This is a genomic window from Chryseobacterium sp. VD8 (genome assembly GCF_037149975.1).
Classification (GTDB): Bacteria; Bacteroidota; Bacteroidia; order Flavobacteriales; family Weeksellaceae; genus Chryseobacterium; species Chryseobacterium indicum.
Genome location: NZ_JBBCQL010000019.1, coordinates 15476 through 33151, shown reverse-complemented (window position 1 = coordinate 33151; position 17676 = coordinate 15476). Strand labels below are relative to the sequence as shown.

Sequence of the window (17676 nt, the reverse complement as noted above, 5' to 3'; positions counted from 1 at the left end):
GATTGGCAAAAGGTCCTTCAGAAACAATTCTGAATACTTCTTCATATCCGACAATATACATGAACATGAAATGTGTAATGATTAAGGAAATAATAAGGAAGATCGTCCATTTAAGGCTTCTTTTCCAGATCTTTTCGGTGTTCCATTCCTGTCGGTCCAGCTTCATCTGCTTATTCCTGTCTCCTTCGATAAGATAATCTATTTTACGGAAAATAAATTCTAAAAAAATTGTCTGAGGACAGATCCATCCGCAGAAAATTCTTCCGAAAGCCATCGTAAAAATAATGATGAATATTAACGAAGTAATTGCTCCAAGAGTAAGGATGAAAAAATCCTGAGGATAAAAGGGCTGTCCGAAAATAAAGAACTCCCTGTCAATTACATTAAATAAAATAAGAGGATTACCATTAATTTTAATAAATGGCACTGCAAAATAAATGAGCAGTAAAACATAACTTACAATGTTTCGGTAGTTGGTATATTTTCCTTTTGGTTTTCTGGGAAATACCCACTTCCTCTTACCGGATTGTTCCATTGTCCCGATAGAATCTCTGTAAGTTTCAGGGTCCAGAACTTGTCCCTGTCCGCCGCGTACTTCTGTTTCTTCTATATCTGACATGTATGATAGTTTTTAAAAAAAGAAAAACATAATTCGTTACTATTTTTATTTAATAACAAACTATGTTTTTCATACGTTTTAATTTATTTAAGTTAAATTATTCTTTTTCCCAATGTGCTTCTGTTCCCTGAGGAGCTGCACCACCCTGAGCCTGTGTTACCGGAGGTAATTCCTGGTTGATGTGATATACATACGCTGCAATCTTTTCAATTTCAGCACCCGAAACCTCTCCGTTTTTACCAAATGCTCTCATCGCAGGATTGTTAGGAGAACCATTCCAGTCCATGTGGAAAACGTTTTTGAATAACGTTTTCTCTGGCTGATTGATCCAGTAGTTATCAGTAAGGTTTGGACCAATACCTCCGCCACCGTCTTCCTTGTGACAAGATGCACAGTTTGTTTTGAACAATTCTTTTCCTTCAGCAATATTATCAGCCGAATATTTAGCTGTTTCTATTGTTACAGGAGGCTGCTCACTGTTGTATTTCTCAATTGCTGCCAATTGTTCTTTGTATTCTTTTTCATATTCGCTCAATGGATGTGCGAAATCTGTGAAAGAAAATGCCGCTACATATACAATACAAAAAGCAGTCCCAAAATAGAATAAACCTACCCACCATTTTGGCAATTGGTTATCCAACTCCATGATTCCGTCGAAACCATGGTCGATAAGGATATCCTTTTCTTCTGCTGCAGATTGCTTTTTGAATGCTGCATTATATAATCTTGTAAAGTAAGGTACTTTCTTTTCAGCCAAATAAGCTGCCTTTTCTTCTGGAGATAGTTTTTTGAATTTATTATTCTCAATTAAATCTCCGATTGCACTGTGGATATAAGCTAAAATACCTCCGATAATTACGGTTCCCCAGAAATAAGGAGAGGTAAGGAAATCGTAGCTTTGTACAAAAAGATAATAAAAAACTATTAAAAGTCCAATTATTATTACAATGTTTATAACAACCGGTGTTCTTTGTTTCATAATAAGTAGTTTAATTTTTTAAATTAAAATCGTCATCATTGTCATCCTGCAGAGGTGCTTCCTCTTCTTCCTTGTAGTATTTTTTAGGCTTGCTAAAAACATAAATTACAAGAGCGATGAAGAACAGCATAAAGAAAATCAGAGCCAAAGTCTGGTAAAAACCAGCATTTTCGGTATTGGATAAGATGTCTTTAAAATTCTGAGGTATCATGATGTGAACCTTTTAATATATTAGTTATTACTTGCTGTTTTGATTTCAGTGGTCTTAATGTCCGTTCCTAATCTTTGAAGATAGGAGATTAGTGCTACCACTTCTTTTTTCTCCAGTTCTCCTTTAGGTTTTTGTGCATATGCCTTCTTCAAATCCGGTGCTTCAGACATGATGTCTCTTACGATTTTTGAAGCCTGGTTGTTTGCCCAAGAGTTGGCAGAATCTATTTCAGCTTTTGTATAAGGTACTTCGAAAGCACTCTTCATCAGCTTCATTTTGTCAACCATTTTAGATCTGTCTAAATCTGTTGCAATCAGCCAAGGGTAACGAGGCATGATAGAACCTGCAGAAGTTGATCTCGGGTTATACATATGTTTGTAATGCCAAGAACTTGGGTTTTTACCCCCTTCTCTGTGCAAATCCGGTCCTGTTCTCTTAGATCCCCAAAGGAAAGGTCTGTCGTATACGAATTCACCTGCCTTAGAGTACTGACCGTTTTTACCGTTAAATCTTACAATCTCATCTCTGAATGGTCTTACCATCTGAGAGTGACAAGCGTTACATCCTTCTCTGATATAAATATCTCTACCTTCTAATTCCAGTGGAGAATATGGTTTTACAGCTGAAATGGTAGGCACACTTTTCTTAAGAGACAGGGTAGGGATAATTTCCACCATACTACCGATAGAGATCGTTAATAAAGATAAAATACCTAATAATACAGGAGTTCTCTCTAACCAAAGGTGAGTTCCTTCTCCTTCTTTACGTTTTCCGCTGATGTTTGCCAATGCAGGTGCTTCAGCAGGTACATCTTTCTGGAATGACCCTTTTCTTACAGTAGCCACTAAGTTTACCACCATTAAGATTGCTCCCGAAAGATAAAATAATCCTCCTACGAATCTCATTTTGAAGTAAGGAATAATAGCTGTTACAGTATCCAGCCAGTTTTTCCACACTAGAGTTCCGTCCGGATTGAACTGCTTCCACATTAATCCTTGAGTAAACCCTGAGATATACATTGGCACCGCATAGAAAATGATACCTAATGTCCCTAACCAGAAATGCCAGTTAGCTAATCTTGTAGAATATAATTTCGTTCTCCATAAGATCGGGATCAGGTAATAGATAACACCGAATGCCATGAAACCATTCCATCCTAATGCACCTAAGTGTACGTGACCAATAACCCAGTCTGTAAAGTGACCGATTTTGTTAATGTTTTTTGTTGCTAAAAGTGGTCCTTCAAAAGTTGCCATACCGTAGCACGTTACTGCTACAACAAAGAATTTAAGAATAGGATTTTCTCTTACTTTATCCCAAGCTCCTCTCAGTGTAAGAAGACCGTTAAGCATACCTCCCCAAGACGGAGCAATAAGCATGATAGAGAAACCTGTTCCTACCGCCTGTGCCCAAGCCGGTAAAGCGGTATACTGAAGGTGGTGAGGACCAGCCCAGATATAAACGAAAATTAATGACCAGAAGTGAATGATAGACAGTTTATACGAGAAAACCGGTCTGTCTGCCGCTTTTGGTAAGAAATAATACATTAAACCAAGAACCGGAGTTGTCAATACGAATGCAACCGCATTGTGACCATACCACCATTGTACGATGGCATCTTTTACCCCTGCATAAGCTGAATAAGATTTCCATCCTGTGAAAGACAAAGGTACTTCAAGGTTATTGAAGATGTGCAGCATTGCTACTGCGATCCATGTACCGATATAGAACCAGATCGCTACATAAAGGTGTCTTACTCTTCTTTTAGCAATCGTTAAGAACATATTGGCTCCGAAAATCACCCAAGAGAATGTAATCAGAATATCAATCGGCCATTCGTGTTCCGCATATTCCTTAGAAGTGTTGATTCCCATAAAGAACGTAACGTAGGTTACAAGAATCATAATCTGCCATGTCCAGAAATGGATCCAGGACAATGTATCACTGTACATCCTTGTTTTCAGTAATCGCTGTAAAGAGTAGTAAACTCCCACATAAACGATATTCATTACGAATGCAAAGATTACAGTGGTTGTGTGCAGCATTCTGATTCTTCCGAATCCGAACGCTCCATGAGTATTAATCAATCCCTCAATACTTCCACCTAAACTCTTAATGGTTGTATCGTCTGTTCCAAAAAAGAATTCCGGAAGCTCAGGATAGAAAAGCATTAATGCCGCCGTAAGTCCGAACAGAAATCCTATGATCCCGAAACCAACGGTCGCATAGAGGAATGCCCGAACAATACTGTTGTCATAACTAAACTTTTGTGTTTCCATATCAACTATTCACTTTTTTCTTCAATTTTTCTTTTCTCCTTTTTCATCATCGCCTTCTTTGTTGCCAGATTCTTCTTTTTCCTTGATCTCATCGGAGTCGAAGAGTATTCGTACAGCCGGAGATTCATCATCTTCAAACTGTCCTTTTCTGGCATACACTATAAACACGACCAGGAAAACTGCAGCCAAAGAAACGCTGCACAGGATCATTAAATATAGAATATCCATTAGACAACAAAATTAACGTATTTTCGGGTTTCAAATTTAGTGAAAAATAATGACTTTCATCACGAAATACGGCTTTTAGCTAATTTAAAACGAATCTAAATAAGTTGTTTTAAGTCCCTTTTTTGAAGTATTTTCTTCCCAGAATCCAGGTCGAAAGTGTAGTGAATGAAACCACCGTAATTGAACTTGCAGGCATAATTAAAGCAGCAAAAAGCGGATGCATATGTCCTGTAACTGCGTAACTTAAACCAACAATATTATAAAGAAAACTGATTATAAATGTGATTTTCACAATCGTGATAGATCCTTTACAGACATTCAGGTATTTATCAAGGCTTACAACTTTTTCACCGTTCATAATAACATCGGAAGAAGGAGTAAAACTGTTGGAATCATCTGCAATCGCAATTCCGACATTGCTTTGTTTTAAAGCTCCGGCATCGTTCAGCCCGTCTCCAAGCATCGCAACTTTCATGTTCTGATTCTGAAGGTTTTGGATATAATTAAGCTTGTCTTCAGGATTTTGATTGAAAGCCATTCCTTTGTAATTCGGAATTAATTCCTTTAATTGATTTTCCTCTGAAGAATTGTCGCCACTCAGAATGAAAACTTTATAATGGGTAAGTTTTTTAAACAAATCCTTTAAATTCTCGCGGTATTCATTCTTAAAGATAAATTTCCCTAAAAATTCATTGTTTTTACTGATATAAACGGCGGTTTCAAGGTTTTTTGATTCCTGATTATTGTACCTCGCAGAACCGATTTTATAAACATTTCCCCTCACACTTGCTTCATAGCCCTTTCCTGAAATTTCCTGAAAATTTTCAACCGGAAAATATTCATCTTTTGCCTCTATGAATTCGTATAATGATTTTGAAAGCGGGTGATTGGAATTTTTTAGTAATGTTTTGATATTCAGTAAATCAAATTCTTTTATCTCAGCGCCTTCAAATTTAATATTTGATTTTTTTCTGTGCGTAATAGTTCCGGTTTTATCAAAAACAATCGTGTCTAATTTGGCAATTTTCTCAATTGTTAAAGTATCTTTTACATAAAATTTATTTCTTCCCAGAATCCTCATGATGTGCCCGAATGTAAATGGAGCAGATAACGCAAGCGCACATGGACAGGCGATGATAAGAATCGCGGAAATTACCTGAAACATTTTCTCCAGATCTACCGTATACCAATAGATTGCTGAAAGTAAGGCGATTCCTAAAATAATGAAAGTGAAGTATTTACTGATGTTGTTCGTTAACGTATCAAGTCCGGTTTCATGTTTTTTGAAGGCTTCCTTATTCCAAAGCTGCGTAAGATAACTTTGGTCGACATTCTTAATCACTTCAAGTTCCAATGATGATCCGATCTGTTTTCCTCCGGCGAAAATTTTATCTCCCGGTTGTTTGCTGATGCTCTCGCTTTCTCCGGTAATGAAACTGTTGTCAATATTACCTTCACCGTTAATTAAAATTGCATCCACAGGAATAATCTCCTGATTTCTTACCAAAATCCGGTCGCCCACTTTGATTTCAGAAAGCAGAATATTTTCCTGTTTACCTTCAAAATCAACTTTTGTAACCGCAATAGGATAGAAAGATTTGTAATCTCTATCGTATGAAAGCGCATTGTACGTTCTTTTCTGAAAGATTTTCCCCAAAAGCATGAAGAACAGAAGTCCGCACAAAGTATCAAAATATCCGGGACCGTAATTCGTGGCAACTTCATATAAACTTCGCCCGAAAAGGACAATAATTCCCAAAACAATCGGAACGTCAATATTCACAATTTTATTTTTCAGACCGTACCAGGCAGATTTGTAATAATCTGAAGCAGAATATACCACGACAGGAATTGCCAAAAGACACATCAAAGCCCTGAAAAGCCCTTTGTAATGCTCCATCCAGTAATCTTCTCCGCCTACATATTCCGGAAAAGCAAGGAACATCCCGTTTCCAAAGGCAAAAGCCGCAATAGCAAATTTTACCAGTAAGGATTTATCTAAATTTTCAACGTTTTTATCGGCGGTTTCCAGACTGATAACCGGTTTGTAGCCTAAATTCGTTAAAAAATTAGCTAATTCGCTTAATTTTAAATCGTTATGATTAAAAGAAATCTGTAAGGTCTTTCTGGTGAAGTTAACCTGAGAATATTTGATGTTTTTATTTAATGTATGAAGGCTTTCCAAAAGCCATATGCATGAAGAACAATGGATTACAGGGATTTTAAAAGTGACTAAACTTGTGCTTCCTTCAGAAAAATCCGTTACCTTTTCAAAGATTTCAGGAGTGTCGAGATATTCGAACTGTGAGGAACTTTCGTCCGGACGGATTCCTGCACGTTTATTTAATTCATAAAAATTACTTAAGTTGTTCGTATTCAGAATTTCATAAACAGATTTGCAACCGTTGCAGCAGAAAGTCTTTTCATCAAACAAAATTCTTTCTTTTTCGATCCCTTGACCACAATGAAAACAGTTCTCGCTCACCTTCATAAATTATTGAACTACAAAATTATAACAATTTTTTTTGTTTATCGAGTTAAAAAGTTCTATTTTTGTGATAAATGTCATATAAAATGTCGCAGGAACAACAAATTGCAATCGAGGAGAGGTTCGCAAGAGTTTTTAATGATAAATCATTCAAGGAAAGGCTTTCCAGTGCTGATTTTGAAAAATACATTAACGCTAAAAAGAAACTGAGTTTTCAGAAACACGAAACTATTTTCGAAGACGGGGAAACGCCAAAAGGCGTGTTCGTTCTGGAAAAAGGAGCAGCGAAGTTATCAAAATCGGGAGCTTTCGGGAAGGATCAGATCCTGAGATTCATTAAAGAAGGCGACATCATCGGTTACCGTTCTTTGCTTTGCGGAGAAAATTTTCAGGCGAAAGCAGAAGCTATGACGGATATTGAAGCTACTTTTTTACCGGCAGATATTTTTATGTATCTGTTAGAAGTAGATTCCCAGCTTTCCTTTGTGATGCTTCAGAAAATAGCTTATGAACTGGGAGAATCTTCCAATACCATTACTTTCCTTGCTCAGAAAACCGTAAGAGAAAGACTCGCGGAAATTCTACTGTTATTAGAACAGAAATTAGGAGTCGATCCGGAAGGATTTATTAAAATTTCTTTAACAAGAGAAGAAATCGCCAATATCATCGGAACCGCAACCGAAAGTGCAATTCGTCTGATCTCGGAATTCAAAGGAGATCATCTCATCGAAGTAGACGGAAGAAACATCAAAATTCTCAACCACGACAAATTAATGAAACTAGGTCACGTAGTTTTATAAATCATACAAAATTGAAGTCGGCTAAATGCCGACTTTTAACTTTTAAAAAATAGATACATTATGTCTGTTCATTCTGAAATTAAAAAAGTTACAACTGAAACCTTGCGTAAAATGAAATTCGACAAGGAAAAAATAACGATGCTTACGGCATACGATTATACCACTGCGAAAATGGTGGATGCGGGAGGAATTGATGCGGTTTTGATCGGAGATTCTGCGGCAAACGTAATGGCAGGTTTTGAAACCACATTGCCAATTACTCTGGATCAGATGATTTACCATTCTCAAAGTGTAGTCAGAGGAACCGACAGAGCTTTGGTGGTTGCCGATTTACCTTTCGGAACATATCAGAGTAATCCCGAAAAAGCTTTGGAATCTGCCGTAAGAATGATGAAAGAAGGCGGAGCTCATGCAGTAAAAATTGAAGGAGGAAAAGAAATTTCAAAATCAATTAAAAAAATTATCAATGCAGGAATTCCTGTAATGGGACATTTGGGATTAACACCACAATCGATCTACAAATTCGGAACATATAAAGTAAGAGCCAAAGAAGAAGCAGAAGCAGAAAAATTAATTGCAGATGCACAGCTTTTAGAAGAATTAGGATGTTTTGCAGTAGTTTTAGAAAAAATACCGGCAGATTTAGCTAAAAAAGTAACGGAATCTATTTCTATTCCAACCATCGGAATCGGAGCCGGTGCGCATTGCGACGGACAGGTTTTGGTGTATCATGATATGGTGGGAATGAACAAAGGATTCAGCCCGAAATTTTTAAGAAGATATCTGGATTTGTATACAGAAATTACCGGAGCGGTTGCGCAATATGTGAAAGACGTAAAGACTCAGGAATTTCCTAACCAAAACGAAAGTTATTAATGGATCATCAGAAACTTCAGACCATTCAAGGTGTTATTTCTATTCTTGCCGTAGTTTGCCTTGCGGTGGGATGGTTTAAGCTATTTTCTCCGGATATTAATGAACTTCTTTCCAAGAAGATATTTTACATCATCGTAGGAGTAAGCTTCATTTTACAGGCTCCTTTATTGCTCAACAGGAAATTTGTTTATCCGATGTATGCCGCTGCAGCACTTTGCATTATCGGTGCATTTTTACCTTATGAATCGAATCTTACAGGAATGAAAACCATCGGCCTTTTGGCAGGGGTAATTATTTCTTTTGCCAACCGATCCAATTACCGTCAGTAGAACATGGAGGAACAGATTGTTTATGAAGACAACCATCTTCTCGTCATCAATAAAAAAGTCGGACAGCTTGTACAGGGAGACAAAACCGGCGATGATTCTTTATTGGAATTAATTAAAGATTTTATAAAAAAAAGAGATGACAAACCGGGAAATGTATTTCTCGGTTTGGTTCATCGTATAGACAGACCGACTTCAGGCCTTGTGATTTATGCTAAAACTTCCAAAGCACTGTCCCGTCTCACGCAGATGGTGAAAAACCGTGAAGTGAAAAAAACATATTGGGCAGTTGTCGCAAAAGAGATGATTCCCAAAACCCAAAGACTGGTTCATTATTTAAAGAAAAACGAAAAAAATAACAAAGCCATTGTTTTTCCAAAAGCAACTGAAGGCGCAAAAGAAGCCATTCTTACGTACAACGTTATCAAAACTTTGGATAATTATCTTTTATTAGAAATTGATCTTGAAACAGGAAGACATCATCAGATCAGAGCACAGTTGTCAAAAACAGGAGTTCCCATTAAAGGCGATCTGAAATACGGTTCGCCGCGTTCCAATCCCGATGGCGGAATTAATCTTCACGCCAGAAAACTCGAGTTCATCCATCCTGTTACAAAGGAAAAAATTGAAATTACGGCTCCTGTTCCGCAAAATGATGCCGTTTGGAGAGCCTGCGAAGAATAATTTCCGTAAAAACACTTACCCAAAAACAGGGATTTTACTGTAATGATTATTGTTTTTTAGAAATAGTTTTACACTATCAATCTAAAGAACAATAATCATGCTTACATTGGGACAACTTAAAGAAGCTACCTGCTCAAAAACTGCATATGCTTCGCAATTCTTACCGTACGTTATAGCAACATGTGATAAATTTTCCATTAACACGCCTTCACGAATGCTTAACTTTCTTGCACAGGTCGGTCACGAAAGCGGCGGATTGTTTTACACCGAAGAACTCGCGAGCGGAAGCGCTTATGAAGGGAGAGCAGATTTAGGAAATACACAGAAAGGAGATGGTGTAAAATTTAAAGGAAGGGGGCTTATTCAGATTACAGGAAGAGCAAATTACAAAGCCGTTTCACTGGCTTTAGGAACTGATTTTGTGACAAATCCTACGCTCTTAGGAGGTAAAAATGTTACGAAATGCAATGCTGCTCAGCTCAAAAACGCAGCAGAAAGCGCGGGCTGGTTTTGGAACACCCGAAACCTGAATGCTTTGGCAGATCAGATTGATATTACCAAAAGTATTGATACCGGAAATAATCTTGTTGCTTTTAAAAAGATCACAAAAGCCATTAACGGAGGATACAACGGCTTGCCCGACAGACTTAACCGTTACAAAGCAGGATTAAGCTATTTTCTTTAATTAAAACAATTGCCATGAAAAATCTATTATTCTTAGTCATTTTTCTTTTAATCAATAACTTCTCTGCCCAAAAACCTGTTCTTCATGATCTGAAAGATCCTAAAATGCATGCAGGCTGTTATATCGATGGGAAGAATAATCCGGTTGCCAATTTATCCGAAGACGAAGGCGCTTTATTCAATTTTAACGGAAAAGATGAAATTTTTCCTTCCATCAAAGGAACAAAAGAATATCCTGAAGCGTTCGGAAACAAAACCTATAAAATTTACATCCGCGAAACCAAGTCGGTAAAAGACGGAGAATCCTGCATTGAAAATAAAATCTATTCAATAAAAATCATATATAAGAAAAAGGGCTATCACTATTCTAGGAAAGGAATGTGTGGCTGTTAATTCTCTAAATGCGATCACTTAAAGGCTGTCCTCATCATGTGAGATAGTCTTTTTTTATTTTTGGAAGTTGTTTCCCGCTTTCGCTACTCGCTTTTTAGAATTTCGGCGGTGGCGAAGCCACCGCCGAAATTCTAAAAGAGCTCAGACATGCCGCTCAATCGCGACTAGATTGCCGTACCTGTTTTCAGCATTTGAATTAAATCAAAAACATCTGCACAATCCTCAAAATCAGCGAGATATAAAATTAAAAATCAATTCAAAAAGAATATTCTCCAAGCTTCGCGCCGCAAATTCATTTGCCTTTGCTTACTAAACTAAGAAGTCTTAATAAGACTCTTTGCGTTAAAATCAAAACCTCTGCACTATCCACAAAATCAGTCAGCTAAAATTAAAAAATCAATCCAAAAAAGAATATTTTCCAAGCTTCGCGCAGCAAATATATTTGCCTTTGCTTACTAAACTAAGAAGTCTTAGTAAGAATTCTTTGCGTTAAAATTAAAGCATCTTTGTCATTAGCAAAATCAAAGACTTCCGACTTCCCTCCCTCACAAAATTTTGCCCATTTCAAAAAAATGTCTAACTTCGTCCCATACTTTAGGGGTGTCCGTTGAACAGACGGGCTGAGAATTTACCCTTTGAACCTGATTTCTAGATCATACTAGCGTAGGGAAAAGTGAGATGACTTTGCTGTACATTCTACTGTACAATCATGGGCATTCCTAAAGTGTTTTAAAAAATTTAGGAATGGAGATCACAATCAATCACACGACAAAAAAGTTCGAAAAACCTCCCGAAAATCTGGAAGCACTTCTTGCTATGGAATTACCTGAAAAGAAAAAAGGAATTGCTGTAGCACTCAACAACCGTATTATTCCGCAGTCATTCTGGGCGGAAACATTCCTCAACGACAAAGATTCAGTTTTAATTATCACAGCCACTCAGGGTGGTTAAAAAAATATTTTTATGGCTCATAACATCACACGTTCACCGTTTCCAAACTCAAAAAAAATCTATGTTGAAGGGAAAATTCACCCGATCCATGTAGCAATGCGCGAAATACAGCTCAGTCCGACAAAACTAAGCAATGGAAAAATGGATGAAAATCCTCCTGTTACCATTTACGATACATCAGGACCTTATACCGACGAAAATTTTGAGATCAATATAGAAAAAGGACTTCCAAGAATTCGCGAACAATGGATTTTAGACAGAAATGACGTGGAAATTCTGGATGGAATTACTTCTGAATACGGAAAAGCCAGACTTTCGGATTCAAAATTAGATCAACTGCGATTTTCATATAATCATAAACCTAAAGTAGCCAAAGAAGGAAAAGAAGTTACCCAATTATACTACGCAAAACAGGGCATCATCACTCCCGAAATGGAATACATTGCCATCAGGGAAAATCAAAGAATTGAGCAGTTGGATTCTGTTTCAAAAGACATGGCTTTCCAGCATCCGGGAAACAGTTTTGGTGCAAAAACGCCAAAGAATAAAATCACACCTGAATTCGTAAGAGACGAAATCGCAGCCGGAAGAGCAATCATTCCCAACAACATTAATCACCCCGAAAGCGAACCGATGATTATCGGACGGAATTTTTTAGTTAAAATTAATGCGAATATTGGAAACAGTGCTGTTTCATCAAGCATTGAAGAAGAAGTGGAAAAAGCAGTCTGGGCTTGTCGATGGGGCGCAGATACCATTATGGACTTATCAACCGGGAAAAACATCCACGAAACCAGAGAATGGATCATCAGAAACAGTCCGGTTCCCATTGGTACCGTTCCGATTTATCAGGCATTGGAAAAAGTAAAAGGCGTTGCAGAAGATTTAACGTGGGAGATTTTTAAAGATACCTTGATCGAACAGGCAGAACAGGGCGTTTCTTACTTCACGATCCACGCAGGAGTTTTACTGAGATACATTCATTTAACAGCAAAACGGGTGACAGGAATTGTTTCCAGAGGAGGTTCAATTATGGCAAAGTGGTGCTTATTTCATCACAAAGAAAACTTCTTATACACACATTTCGAGGAAATCTGCGAAATCATGAAAAAATATGACGTTGCCTTTTCTTTGGGTGATGGTCTTCGTCCAGGTTCAATTGCCGATGCCAATGACGAAGCGCAGTTCGCAGAGCTTGAAACCTTAGGTGAATTAACTAAAATTGCCTGGAAACACAATGTTCAGGTGATGATCGAAGGTCCCGGTCACGTTCCGATGCATATGATTAAAGAAAATATGGAGAAGCAGTTGGAAGTGTGTGATGAAGCTCCGTTTTACACTTTGGGACCTTTAACAACAGATATTGCACCGGGTTACGACCACATCACTTCAGGAATCGGAGCGGCAATGATCGGTTGGTTTGGTTGTGCCATGTTGTGCTACGTTACGCCGAAAGAACATTTGGGACTTCCGAACAAAGAAGATGTAAAAGTGGGAGTGATTACGTACAAACTGGCTGCACATGCTGCAGATTTGGCAAAAGGACATCCCGGAGCACAATACAGAGACAATGCGTTGAGCAAAGCCAGATTCGAATTCAGATGGGAAGATCAGTTCAATCTTTCTTTGGATCCCGAAACCGCGAGATCTTATCACGATGAAACACTTCCTGCAGACGGAGCAAAAGTAGCCCATTTCTGTTCGATGTGCGGACCTAAATTCTGTTCCATGAAAATTACCCAGGAAATCCGGGAATCTGCCGAACAGGGAATGCTGGATAAATCGCAGGAATTCATCGAAAAAGGAAAGGAAATTTATATATGATCGTTGTAATCACTCCTGAAGAACTGGTTCAGAATGAAACTGAAATCATCAATGCATTATTTGAAGAAGGATTGGATTTGCTTCACATCAGAAAACCCTTCATCAATTCGAAAGAAAATAAAGATTTTATCCAAAACATACATTCTGAATTTCATCACCAATTGGTTTTGCACAGTCATTATGATTTAGCTGAAAATTTTAATATTTCAAGATTTCATTTCAGAGAAATTGACAGACGGAATGATTTATTCAAATCTTTCACAGATAAAACAATTTCAACTTCTGTTCATGATATTGAGACTTTTAATGAATTATCTGAAGATTGGGAATATGCTTTTATCAGTCCGGTTTTTCCGAGTATTTCAAAAAAAGGATACGGAGAAAACTCGAATATTTTATATGAGATTAAAAAACGAAATAATTCAAACGTAAAACTGATTGCTTTGGGAGGAATTCATGAAAATAATATCAGCGAAGTTTTCAACAGCAGAGTAGACGGAGTGGCTCTGTTAGGAGCAATATGGGAAAGTAATGAACCTTTAGATATTTTCAAAAAATGCAGAAAGAGCGTCCTTTCGTAATGAGCATTGCCGGCTTCGATCCAAGTGGCGGAGCCGGTGTATTGGCAGATATTAAAACATTTGAACAGTTAAAAGTTCAGGGATTGGCTGTCTGTACAGCAATGACTTTACAAACAGAGTCCGAATTTTATACGCTTCAATGGCAGCCGATAGATGAAATTTTATCAGCGACCGATGTTTTAATGAAAAAGTATAAAGTTGAAGCGGTGAAAATCGGAGTGGTAAAAGATGCGGAATTTTTAGCTCAGATTGTAAAAAAGCTTAAATCGATTAATCCTGAAGTAAAAATCGTCTGGGATCCGGTTTTAAAAAGTACATCAGAATTTTCCTTTTTTGATCTGAATACCATTTCAGATGTAAAAAATGTTTTAGACCAGATTGATTTAATTACACCCAACTATTATGAGTACAACGTTTTGAAAGAACATCATCTTTTTCAACCATCAGAAAATGGATGTTCCGTATTAATAAAAGGCGGACATCGGGAAGATGAAATCGGGACAGATATTTTATGGGAAAATGGAAAAGAAATTTCAATCGAACCCAACAATACAACCTCTATTTTTTATCCGAAACACGGTTCAGGCTGCGTACTTTCTTCCGCAATTGCAAGTCATTTAGCAAACGAAGAAAACTTAGAAAATGCCTGTCGAAAAGGAAAATTATACATCGAAAAATTTTTAACAAGCAATCAGATGTTGTTAGGATTTCACTCCTGAAAATTAATATTAAAACTTTGTGGTCTTTGCTAAGTGAAACGCCTTTGCGAACTTAAAAAACATTTAGTAGTCAAAAAAAATCTTAGCGCTCTTAGCGTTAAAATCAAAATTAAAAAAATGGAAAAATTACAATATATCTCTCAGGGTTCATCTTTAGAAGTTCAGGAAAAGAACATCCGGAAAGCTCTTGATTATGGCGCAAAATGGATTCAGGTTCGCTGGAAAAATACACGCGAAAAAGATTTCATCACACTCAGTGAAATTTCAAAAAAATTATGTGCAGATTATCAGGCTGTTTGTATCATCAACGATCATGTTCAGATCGCAAAAGACGTTGATGCGGAAGGAGTTCATCTCGGACTGAAAGATATGTCAGTAGAAAAGGCGAGATACATTTTGGGAGAAAATAAAATCATCGGAGGAACAGCCAATACTTTTTCAGATATTCTTCAGAGAATGGTCGAACGCTGCGATTACATCGGATTAGGCCCTTTGAGATTTACTTCTACCAAAGAACAATTAAGTCCGATATTAGGATTTGAAGGTTATCATGAAATCATCAATAACTTAAAAGAAAGATCGATTGAGATTCCAAAAATTTTTGCCATTGGCGGAGTAGTTTTTGAGGATATCCAACAGTTACAGCAAATCGGAATTTATGGTGTTGCTGTTTCCGGACAGATTACCAGTCAGCCTTCCGTAATTAGAGAATTCAGAAACATTTTAGAATTCAGTTAAATCTTAAAAACATCTAAATTAAAAAGTAAATATGAAAAATCAACCTTTAAAAATAGCCGACAGAATCTTTGAATCGAGATTGTTTTTAGGAACAGGGAAATTCGGAAGCCTGTCGGAAATGACGGATTCTATCATCGCCTCTGAAAGCGAACTGGTAACCATGGCTTTGAAAAGAATCGATGCTCATTCTTCGGAAGACGATATTTTAAGCGCGTTAAAACCTACAAAATCTCACCTTTTACCCAATACTTCAGGAGCAAGAACTGCCAAAGAAGCCGTTTTGGCGGCGCAGTTGGCAAGAGAAGCACTGGAAACCAACTGGGTAAAACTGGAAATTCATCCCGATCCGAAATATCTGTTACCCGATCCTGTTGAAACATTGTATGCAACAGAGGAACTGGCAAAATTAGGATTTGTTGTGATGCCTTACATTCATGCAGATCCTGTCCTGTGCAAACGTCTCGAAGATGCAGGAACAGCCGTTGTCATGCCTTTAGGAGCCCCGATCGGAACCAATAAAGGATTAAAAACACTGGATTTTCTGGAAATTATTATCGCTCAAAGCAATGTTCCGGTTGTGGTAGATGCGGGAATTGGTGCACCTTCCGACGCGGCAAAAGCAATGGAAATGGGAGCCGATGCGGTTTTGGTAAACACAGCCATTGCGGTGGCGAAGAATCCTGTAAATATGGCATTGGCGTTTAAAGAAGGGGTGATTTCAGGAAGAAGAGCTTTTGAATCCGGTTTGGGCGCAATTTCACATCACGCAGAAGCATCAAGTCCGCTGACTGCCTTTTTATTTGATTAAATTAAATATGATGAAGAGTTTTAAAGATTTTTTTGAAAAATACCAATGGGATGAGGTAAAAACGAAACTTGAAAAAGTAACGTTAACTGATGTTGAAAAAAGTCTTCAGAAAAAGAATAAAACCATTGACGATTTTTTGAATTTTCTGTCGCTGGTTGCGGCTCAAAAACTGGAAGCAATGGCAAAAATGGCTCAACAGCTTACCCAAAAGCGTTTCGGAAAAACCATTCAGTTGTATGCGCCGTTGTACTTGAGTAACGAATGTCAGAATATCTGTACTTACTGTGGTTTCAGTCTGGATAATTCCATTAAAAGAAAAACACTTTCTGATACCGAAATTCTGATTGAAGCCTCCGTTTTAAAATCAATGGGCGTGAATCATGTTTTGCTGGTAAGCGGTGAAGCCAATAAAACGGTCGAAATAGATTATTTTCTGAATGCCATTCAGCTTTTAAAGCCTCATTTTGCGAATATCTCGATTGAAGTTCAGCCTTTATCGGAAGAAGAATACCGACGGGTTCATGAATCAGGAGTACATGCAGTTTTGGTTTATCAGGAAACCTATCATCAGGAAGTTTATAAAAAATATCATCCGAAAGGAAAAAAGTCGAATTTTGACTTCCGACTGGAAACACCCGACAGAATTGGAAAAGCCGGAATTCATAAAATAGGACTCGGTGTTTTATTGGGACTTGAAGATTGGCGCATAGACAGTTTTTTCAACGCCTTACACATCGATTATCTTCAAAAACAATACTGGAAAAGCAGATATTCAGTTTCATTTCCGCGCCTCAGACCTGCGGAAGGAATTATTGAACCGAATTTCATTATGTCCGATAGAGATTTATTACAGCTCATTTGCGCTTACCGAATCTGGAATGAAGATTTGGAGATTTCTATTTCCACGAGAGAAAACGAAAAATTCAGAAATAATATTATTTCATTGGGCGCAACATCGATGAGTGCTGCTTCCAAGACCAATCCGGGAGGTTATGCAGTGGATAAGGAATCATTGGAGCAATTCGAAACCAGCGATGAAAGAAGCATGGAGGAAATCAAAAATATCATTAAAAAATCAGGCTACGATCCTGTAATGAAAGACTGGGATGTGGTTTATAGCGGAATTTAATTTGAACCATTAAGATTTATTTAAGAAGTTTAGAAAAATTAAGCTTTTTGCAGGAAAATAAGAGGATGAGATATTCTTAAAATATTTAAATATTGCCTTAACTAAACTTCATTCCATAAATAGATCTTAATAGTTAAAAAAACAATTGTGCATTTTGAATCTTTGTATTTCTAAATTAAGTGAAACGCTTTCGTTTATCTTTGTTCCAGGCAATTAAAATCTACTCTTTGTCTTTCTTAGCGTTTAAATTTTATCGCAAGGTTAAACAAAGTTTTTTAAAATAAAGCAATCTTTAATGAAAGATAAACAAAGGCATTTCATTTATAAAAGTAAAACAAAAAGTAGATATATTTAACAAT

General features: G+C 37.3%; 19 protein-coding genes and 1 riboswitch. Of the genes, 13 read left to right on the top strand and 6 right to left on the bottom strand.

Annotated features, from left to right (window positions below):
- The 6 genes from WFK35_RS04010 to WFK35_RS03985 form a co-directional block, all read right to left on the bottom strand.
- On the bottom strand, positions 1–619 hold a 619-nt coding region (locus WFK35_RS04010; RefSeq protein ID WP_336731463.1), incomplete at its 3' end, for a 4Fe-4S binding protein.
- A gap of 97 nt (positions 620–716) precedes the next feature.
- Positions 717–1598 (bottom strand): cbb3-type cytochrome c oxidase N-terminal domain-containing protein, encoded by an 882-nt coding sequence (locus WFK35_RS04005; protein WP_214587575.1) that lies wholly within the window; start codon positions 1596–1598, stop codon positions 717–719.
- 10 nt (positions 1599–1608) lie between these two features.
- Positions 1609–1809: a cbb3-type cytochrome oxidase subunit 3 gene (locus WFK35_RS04000; protein WP_076393748.1), complete on the bottom strand. Its 201-nt coding sequence runs from the start codon at positions 1807–1809 to the stop codon at positions 1609–1611.
- A 20-nt stretch (positions 1810–1829) separates the two neighbouring features.
- Positions 1830–4088 carry a cytochrome-c oxidase, cbb3-type subunit I gene (gene ccoN, locus WFK35_RS03995; protein ID WP_214587574.1) on the bottom strand — a complete coding sequence of 753 codons (2259 nt, stop codon included), beginning with the start codon at positions 4086–4088 and terminating at the stop codon, positions 1830–1832.
- 21 nt (positions 4089–4109) lie between these two features.
- Positions 4110–4316, bottom strand: a complete 207-nt coding sequence (gene ccoS, locus WFK35_RS03990) for a cbb3-type cytochrome oxidase assembly protein CcoS (RefSeq protein ID WP_235131974.1) — start codon at positions 4314–4316, stop codon at positions 4110–4112.
- A 109-nt stretch (positions 4317–4425) separates the two neighbouring features.
- Positions 4426–6801 carry a heavy metal translocating P-type ATPase gene (locus tag WFK35_RS03985; RefSeq protein WP_336731460.1) on the bottom strand — a complete coding sequence of 792 codons (2376 nt, stop codon included), beginning with the start codon at positions 6799–6801 and terminating at the stop codon, positions 4426–4428.
- A gap of 89 nt (positions 6802–6890) precedes the next feature.
- On the opposite strand from WFK35_RS03985, the gene WFK35_RS03980 reads away from it, so the two are divergent.
- From WFK35_RS03980 to thiH, 13 genes are all read left to right on the top strand, one after another.
- On the top strand, positions 6891–7604 hold the full coding sequence (locus tag WFK35_RS03980; RefSeq protein WP_076393740.1) for a Crp/Fnr family transcriptional regulator: 714 nt from the start codon (positions 6891–6893) through the stop codon (positions 7602–7604).
- 60 nt (positions 7605–7664) lie between these two features.
- Positions 7665–8480 (top strand): 3-methyl-2-oxobutanoate hydroxymethyltransferase, encoded by an 816-nt coding sequence (gene panB, locus WFK35_RS03975; RefSeq protein ID WP_076393737.1) that lies wholly within the window; start codon positions 7665–7667, stop codon positions 8478–8480.
- The gene (locus WFK35_RS03970) at positions 8480–8809 is read left to right on the top strand and encodes a hypothetical protein (RefSeq protein WP_214587572.1); all 330 of its coding nucleotides are present in this window, start codon (positions 8480–8482) and stop codon (positions 8807–8809) included. The genes panB and WFK35_RS03970 overlap by 1 nt, the downstream gene beginning before the upstream one ends.
- A gap of 3 nt (positions 8810–8812) precedes the next feature.
- The gene (locus WFK35_RS03965) at positions 8813–9490 is read left to right on the top strand and encodes an RluA family pseudouridine synthase (protein ID WP_336731459.1); all 678 of its coding nucleotides are present in this window, start codon (positions 8813–8815) and stop codon (positions 9488–9490) included.
- A gap of 97 nt (positions 9491–9587) precedes the next feature.
- Positions 9588–10175, top strand: coding sequence for a glycoside hydrolase family 19 protein (locus WFK35_RS03960; protein ID WP_336731457.1), 588 nt, complete (start codon positions 9588–9590; stop codon positions 10173–10175).
- A 14-nt stretch (positions 10176–10189) separates the two neighbouring features.
- Positions 10190–10567, top strand: a complete 378-nt coding sequence (locus tag WFK35_RS03955; protein WP_336731456.1) for a hypothetical protein — start codon at positions 10190–10192, stop codon at positions 10565–10567.
- Between the two features lie 586 nt (positions 10568–11153).
- A riboswitch (TPP riboswitch) is annotated at positions 11154–11254 on the top strand.
- A 57-nt stretch (positions 11255–11311) separates the two neighbouring features.
- Positions 11312–11518 carry a sulfur carrier protein ThiS gene (thiS, locus tag WFK35_RS03950; protein WP_336731455.1) on the top strand — a complete coding sequence of 69 codons (207 nt, stop codon included), beginning with the start codon at positions 11312–11314 and terminating at the stop codon, positions 11516–11518.
- A 12-nt stretch (positions 11519–11530) separates the two neighbouring features.
- Complete coding sequence (gene thiC, locus WFK35_RS03945) at positions 11531–13342, top strand: phosphomethylpyrimidine synthase ThiC (protein WP_336731454.1); 1812 nt, start codon at positions 11531–11533, stop codon at positions 13340–13342.
- A complete protein-coding gene (locus WFK35_RS03940; RefSeq protein ID WP_336731453.1) occupies positions 13339–13923 on the top strand; it encodes a thiamine phosphate synthase in 585 nt (194 codons plus the stop codon). Before thiC ends, WFK35_RS03940 begins: the two co-directional genes overlap by 4 nt.
- The gene (locus WFK35_RS03935; protein ID WP_336731451.1) at positions 13899–14642 is read left to right on the top strand and encodes a hydroxymethylpyrimidine/phosphomethylpyrimidine kinase; all 744 of its coding nucleotides are present in this window, start codon (positions 13899–13901) and stop codon (positions 14640–14642) included. The genes WFK35_RS03940 and WFK35_RS03935 overlap by 25 nt, the downstream gene beginning before the upstream one ends.
- A gap of 117 nt (positions 14643–14759) precedes the next feature.
- Positions 14760–15380 (top strand): thiamine phosphate synthase, encoded by a 621-nt coding sequence (locus tag WFK35_RS03930; RefSeq protein WP_336731450.1) that lies wholly within the window; start codon positions 14760–14762, stop codon positions 15378–15380.
- A 31-nt stretch (positions 15381–15411) separates the two neighbouring features.
- Positions 15412–16188, top strand: a complete 777-nt coding sequence (locus tag WFK35_RS03925; RefSeq protein WP_336731448.1) for a thiazole synthase — start codon at positions 15412–15414, stop codon at positions 16186–16188.
- A 10-nt stretch (positions 16189–16198) separates the two neighbouring features.
- Positions 16199–17317, top strand: coding sequence for a 2-iminoacetate synthase ThiH (thiH, locus tag WFK35_RS03920; RefSeq protein WP_336731465.1), 1119 nt, complete (start codon positions 16199–16201; stop codon positions 17315–17317).
- Positions 17318–17676: the final 359 nt, after the last annotated feature.

Bases quoted from the DNA above. Each gene is read 5' to 3' on its own strand.
- WFK35_RS04000 (WP_076393748.1), bottom strand. From the start codon at position 1,809: ATGATACCTCAGAATTTTAAAGACATCTTATCCAATACCGAAAATGCT.
- panB (WP_076393737.1), top strand. From the start codon at position 7,665: ATGTCTGTTCATTCTGAAATTAAAAAAGTTACAACTGAAACCTTGCGT.
- WFK35_RS03960 (WP_336731457.1), top strand. From the start codon at position 9,588: ATGCTTACATTGGGACAACTTAAAGAAGCTACCTGCTCAAAAACTGCA.
- WFK35_RS04005 (WP_214587575.1), bottom strand. From the start codon at position 1,598: ATGAAACAAAGAACACCGGTTGTTATAAACATTGTAATAATAATTGGA.
- WFK35_RS03930 (WP_336731450.1), top strand. From the start codon at position 14,760: ATGGAAAAATTACAATATATCTCTCAGGGTTCATCTTTAGAAGTTCAG.
- WFK35_RS03980 (WP_076393740.1), top strand. From the start codon at position 6,891: ATGTCGCAGGAACAACAAATTGCAATCGAGGAGAGGTTCGCAAGAGTT.
- WFK35_RS03965 (WP_336731459.1), top strand. From the start codon at position 8,813: ATGGAGGAACAGATTGTTTATGAAGACAACCATCTTCTCGTCATCAAT.
- WFK35_RS03955 (WP_336731456.1), top strand. From the start codon at position 10,190: ATGAAAAATCTATTATTCTTAGTCATTTTTCTTTTAATCAATAACTTC.
- WFK35_RS03940 (WP_336731453.1), top strand. From the start codon at position 13,339: ATGATCGTTGTAATCACTCCTGAAGAACTGGTTCAGAATGAAACTGAA.
- WFK35_RS03925 (WP_336731448.1), top strand. From the start codon at position 15,412: ATGAAAAATCAACCTTTAAAAATAGCCGACAGAATCTTTGAATCGAGA.
- WFK35_RS03935 (WP_336731451.1), top strand. From the start codon at position 13,899: ATGCAGAAAGAGCGTCCTTTCGTAATGAGCATTGCCGGCTTCGATCCA.
- thiS (WP_336731455.1), top strand. From the start codon at position 11,312: ATGGAGATCACAATCAATCACACGACAAAAAAGTTCGAAAAACCTCCC.
- thiC (WP_336731454.1), top strand. From the start codon at position 11,531: ATGGCTCATAACATCACACGTTCACCGTTTCCAAACTCAAAAAAAATC.
- thiH (WP_336731465.1), top strand. From the start codon at position 16,199: ATGAAGAGTTTTAAAGATTTTTTTGAAAAATACCAATGGGATGAGGTA.
- WFK35_RS03970 (WP_214587572.1), top strand. From the start codon at position 8,480: ATGGATCATCAGAAACTTCAGACCATTCAAGGTGTTATTTCTATTCTT.
- ccoS (WP_235131974.1), bottom strand. From the start codon at position 4,316: ATGGATATTCTATATTTAATGATCCTGTGCAGCGTTTCTTTGGCTGCA.
- ccoN (WP_214587574.1), bottom strand. From the start codon at position 4,088: ATGGAAACACAAAAGTTTAGTTATGACAACAGTATTGTTCGGGCATTC.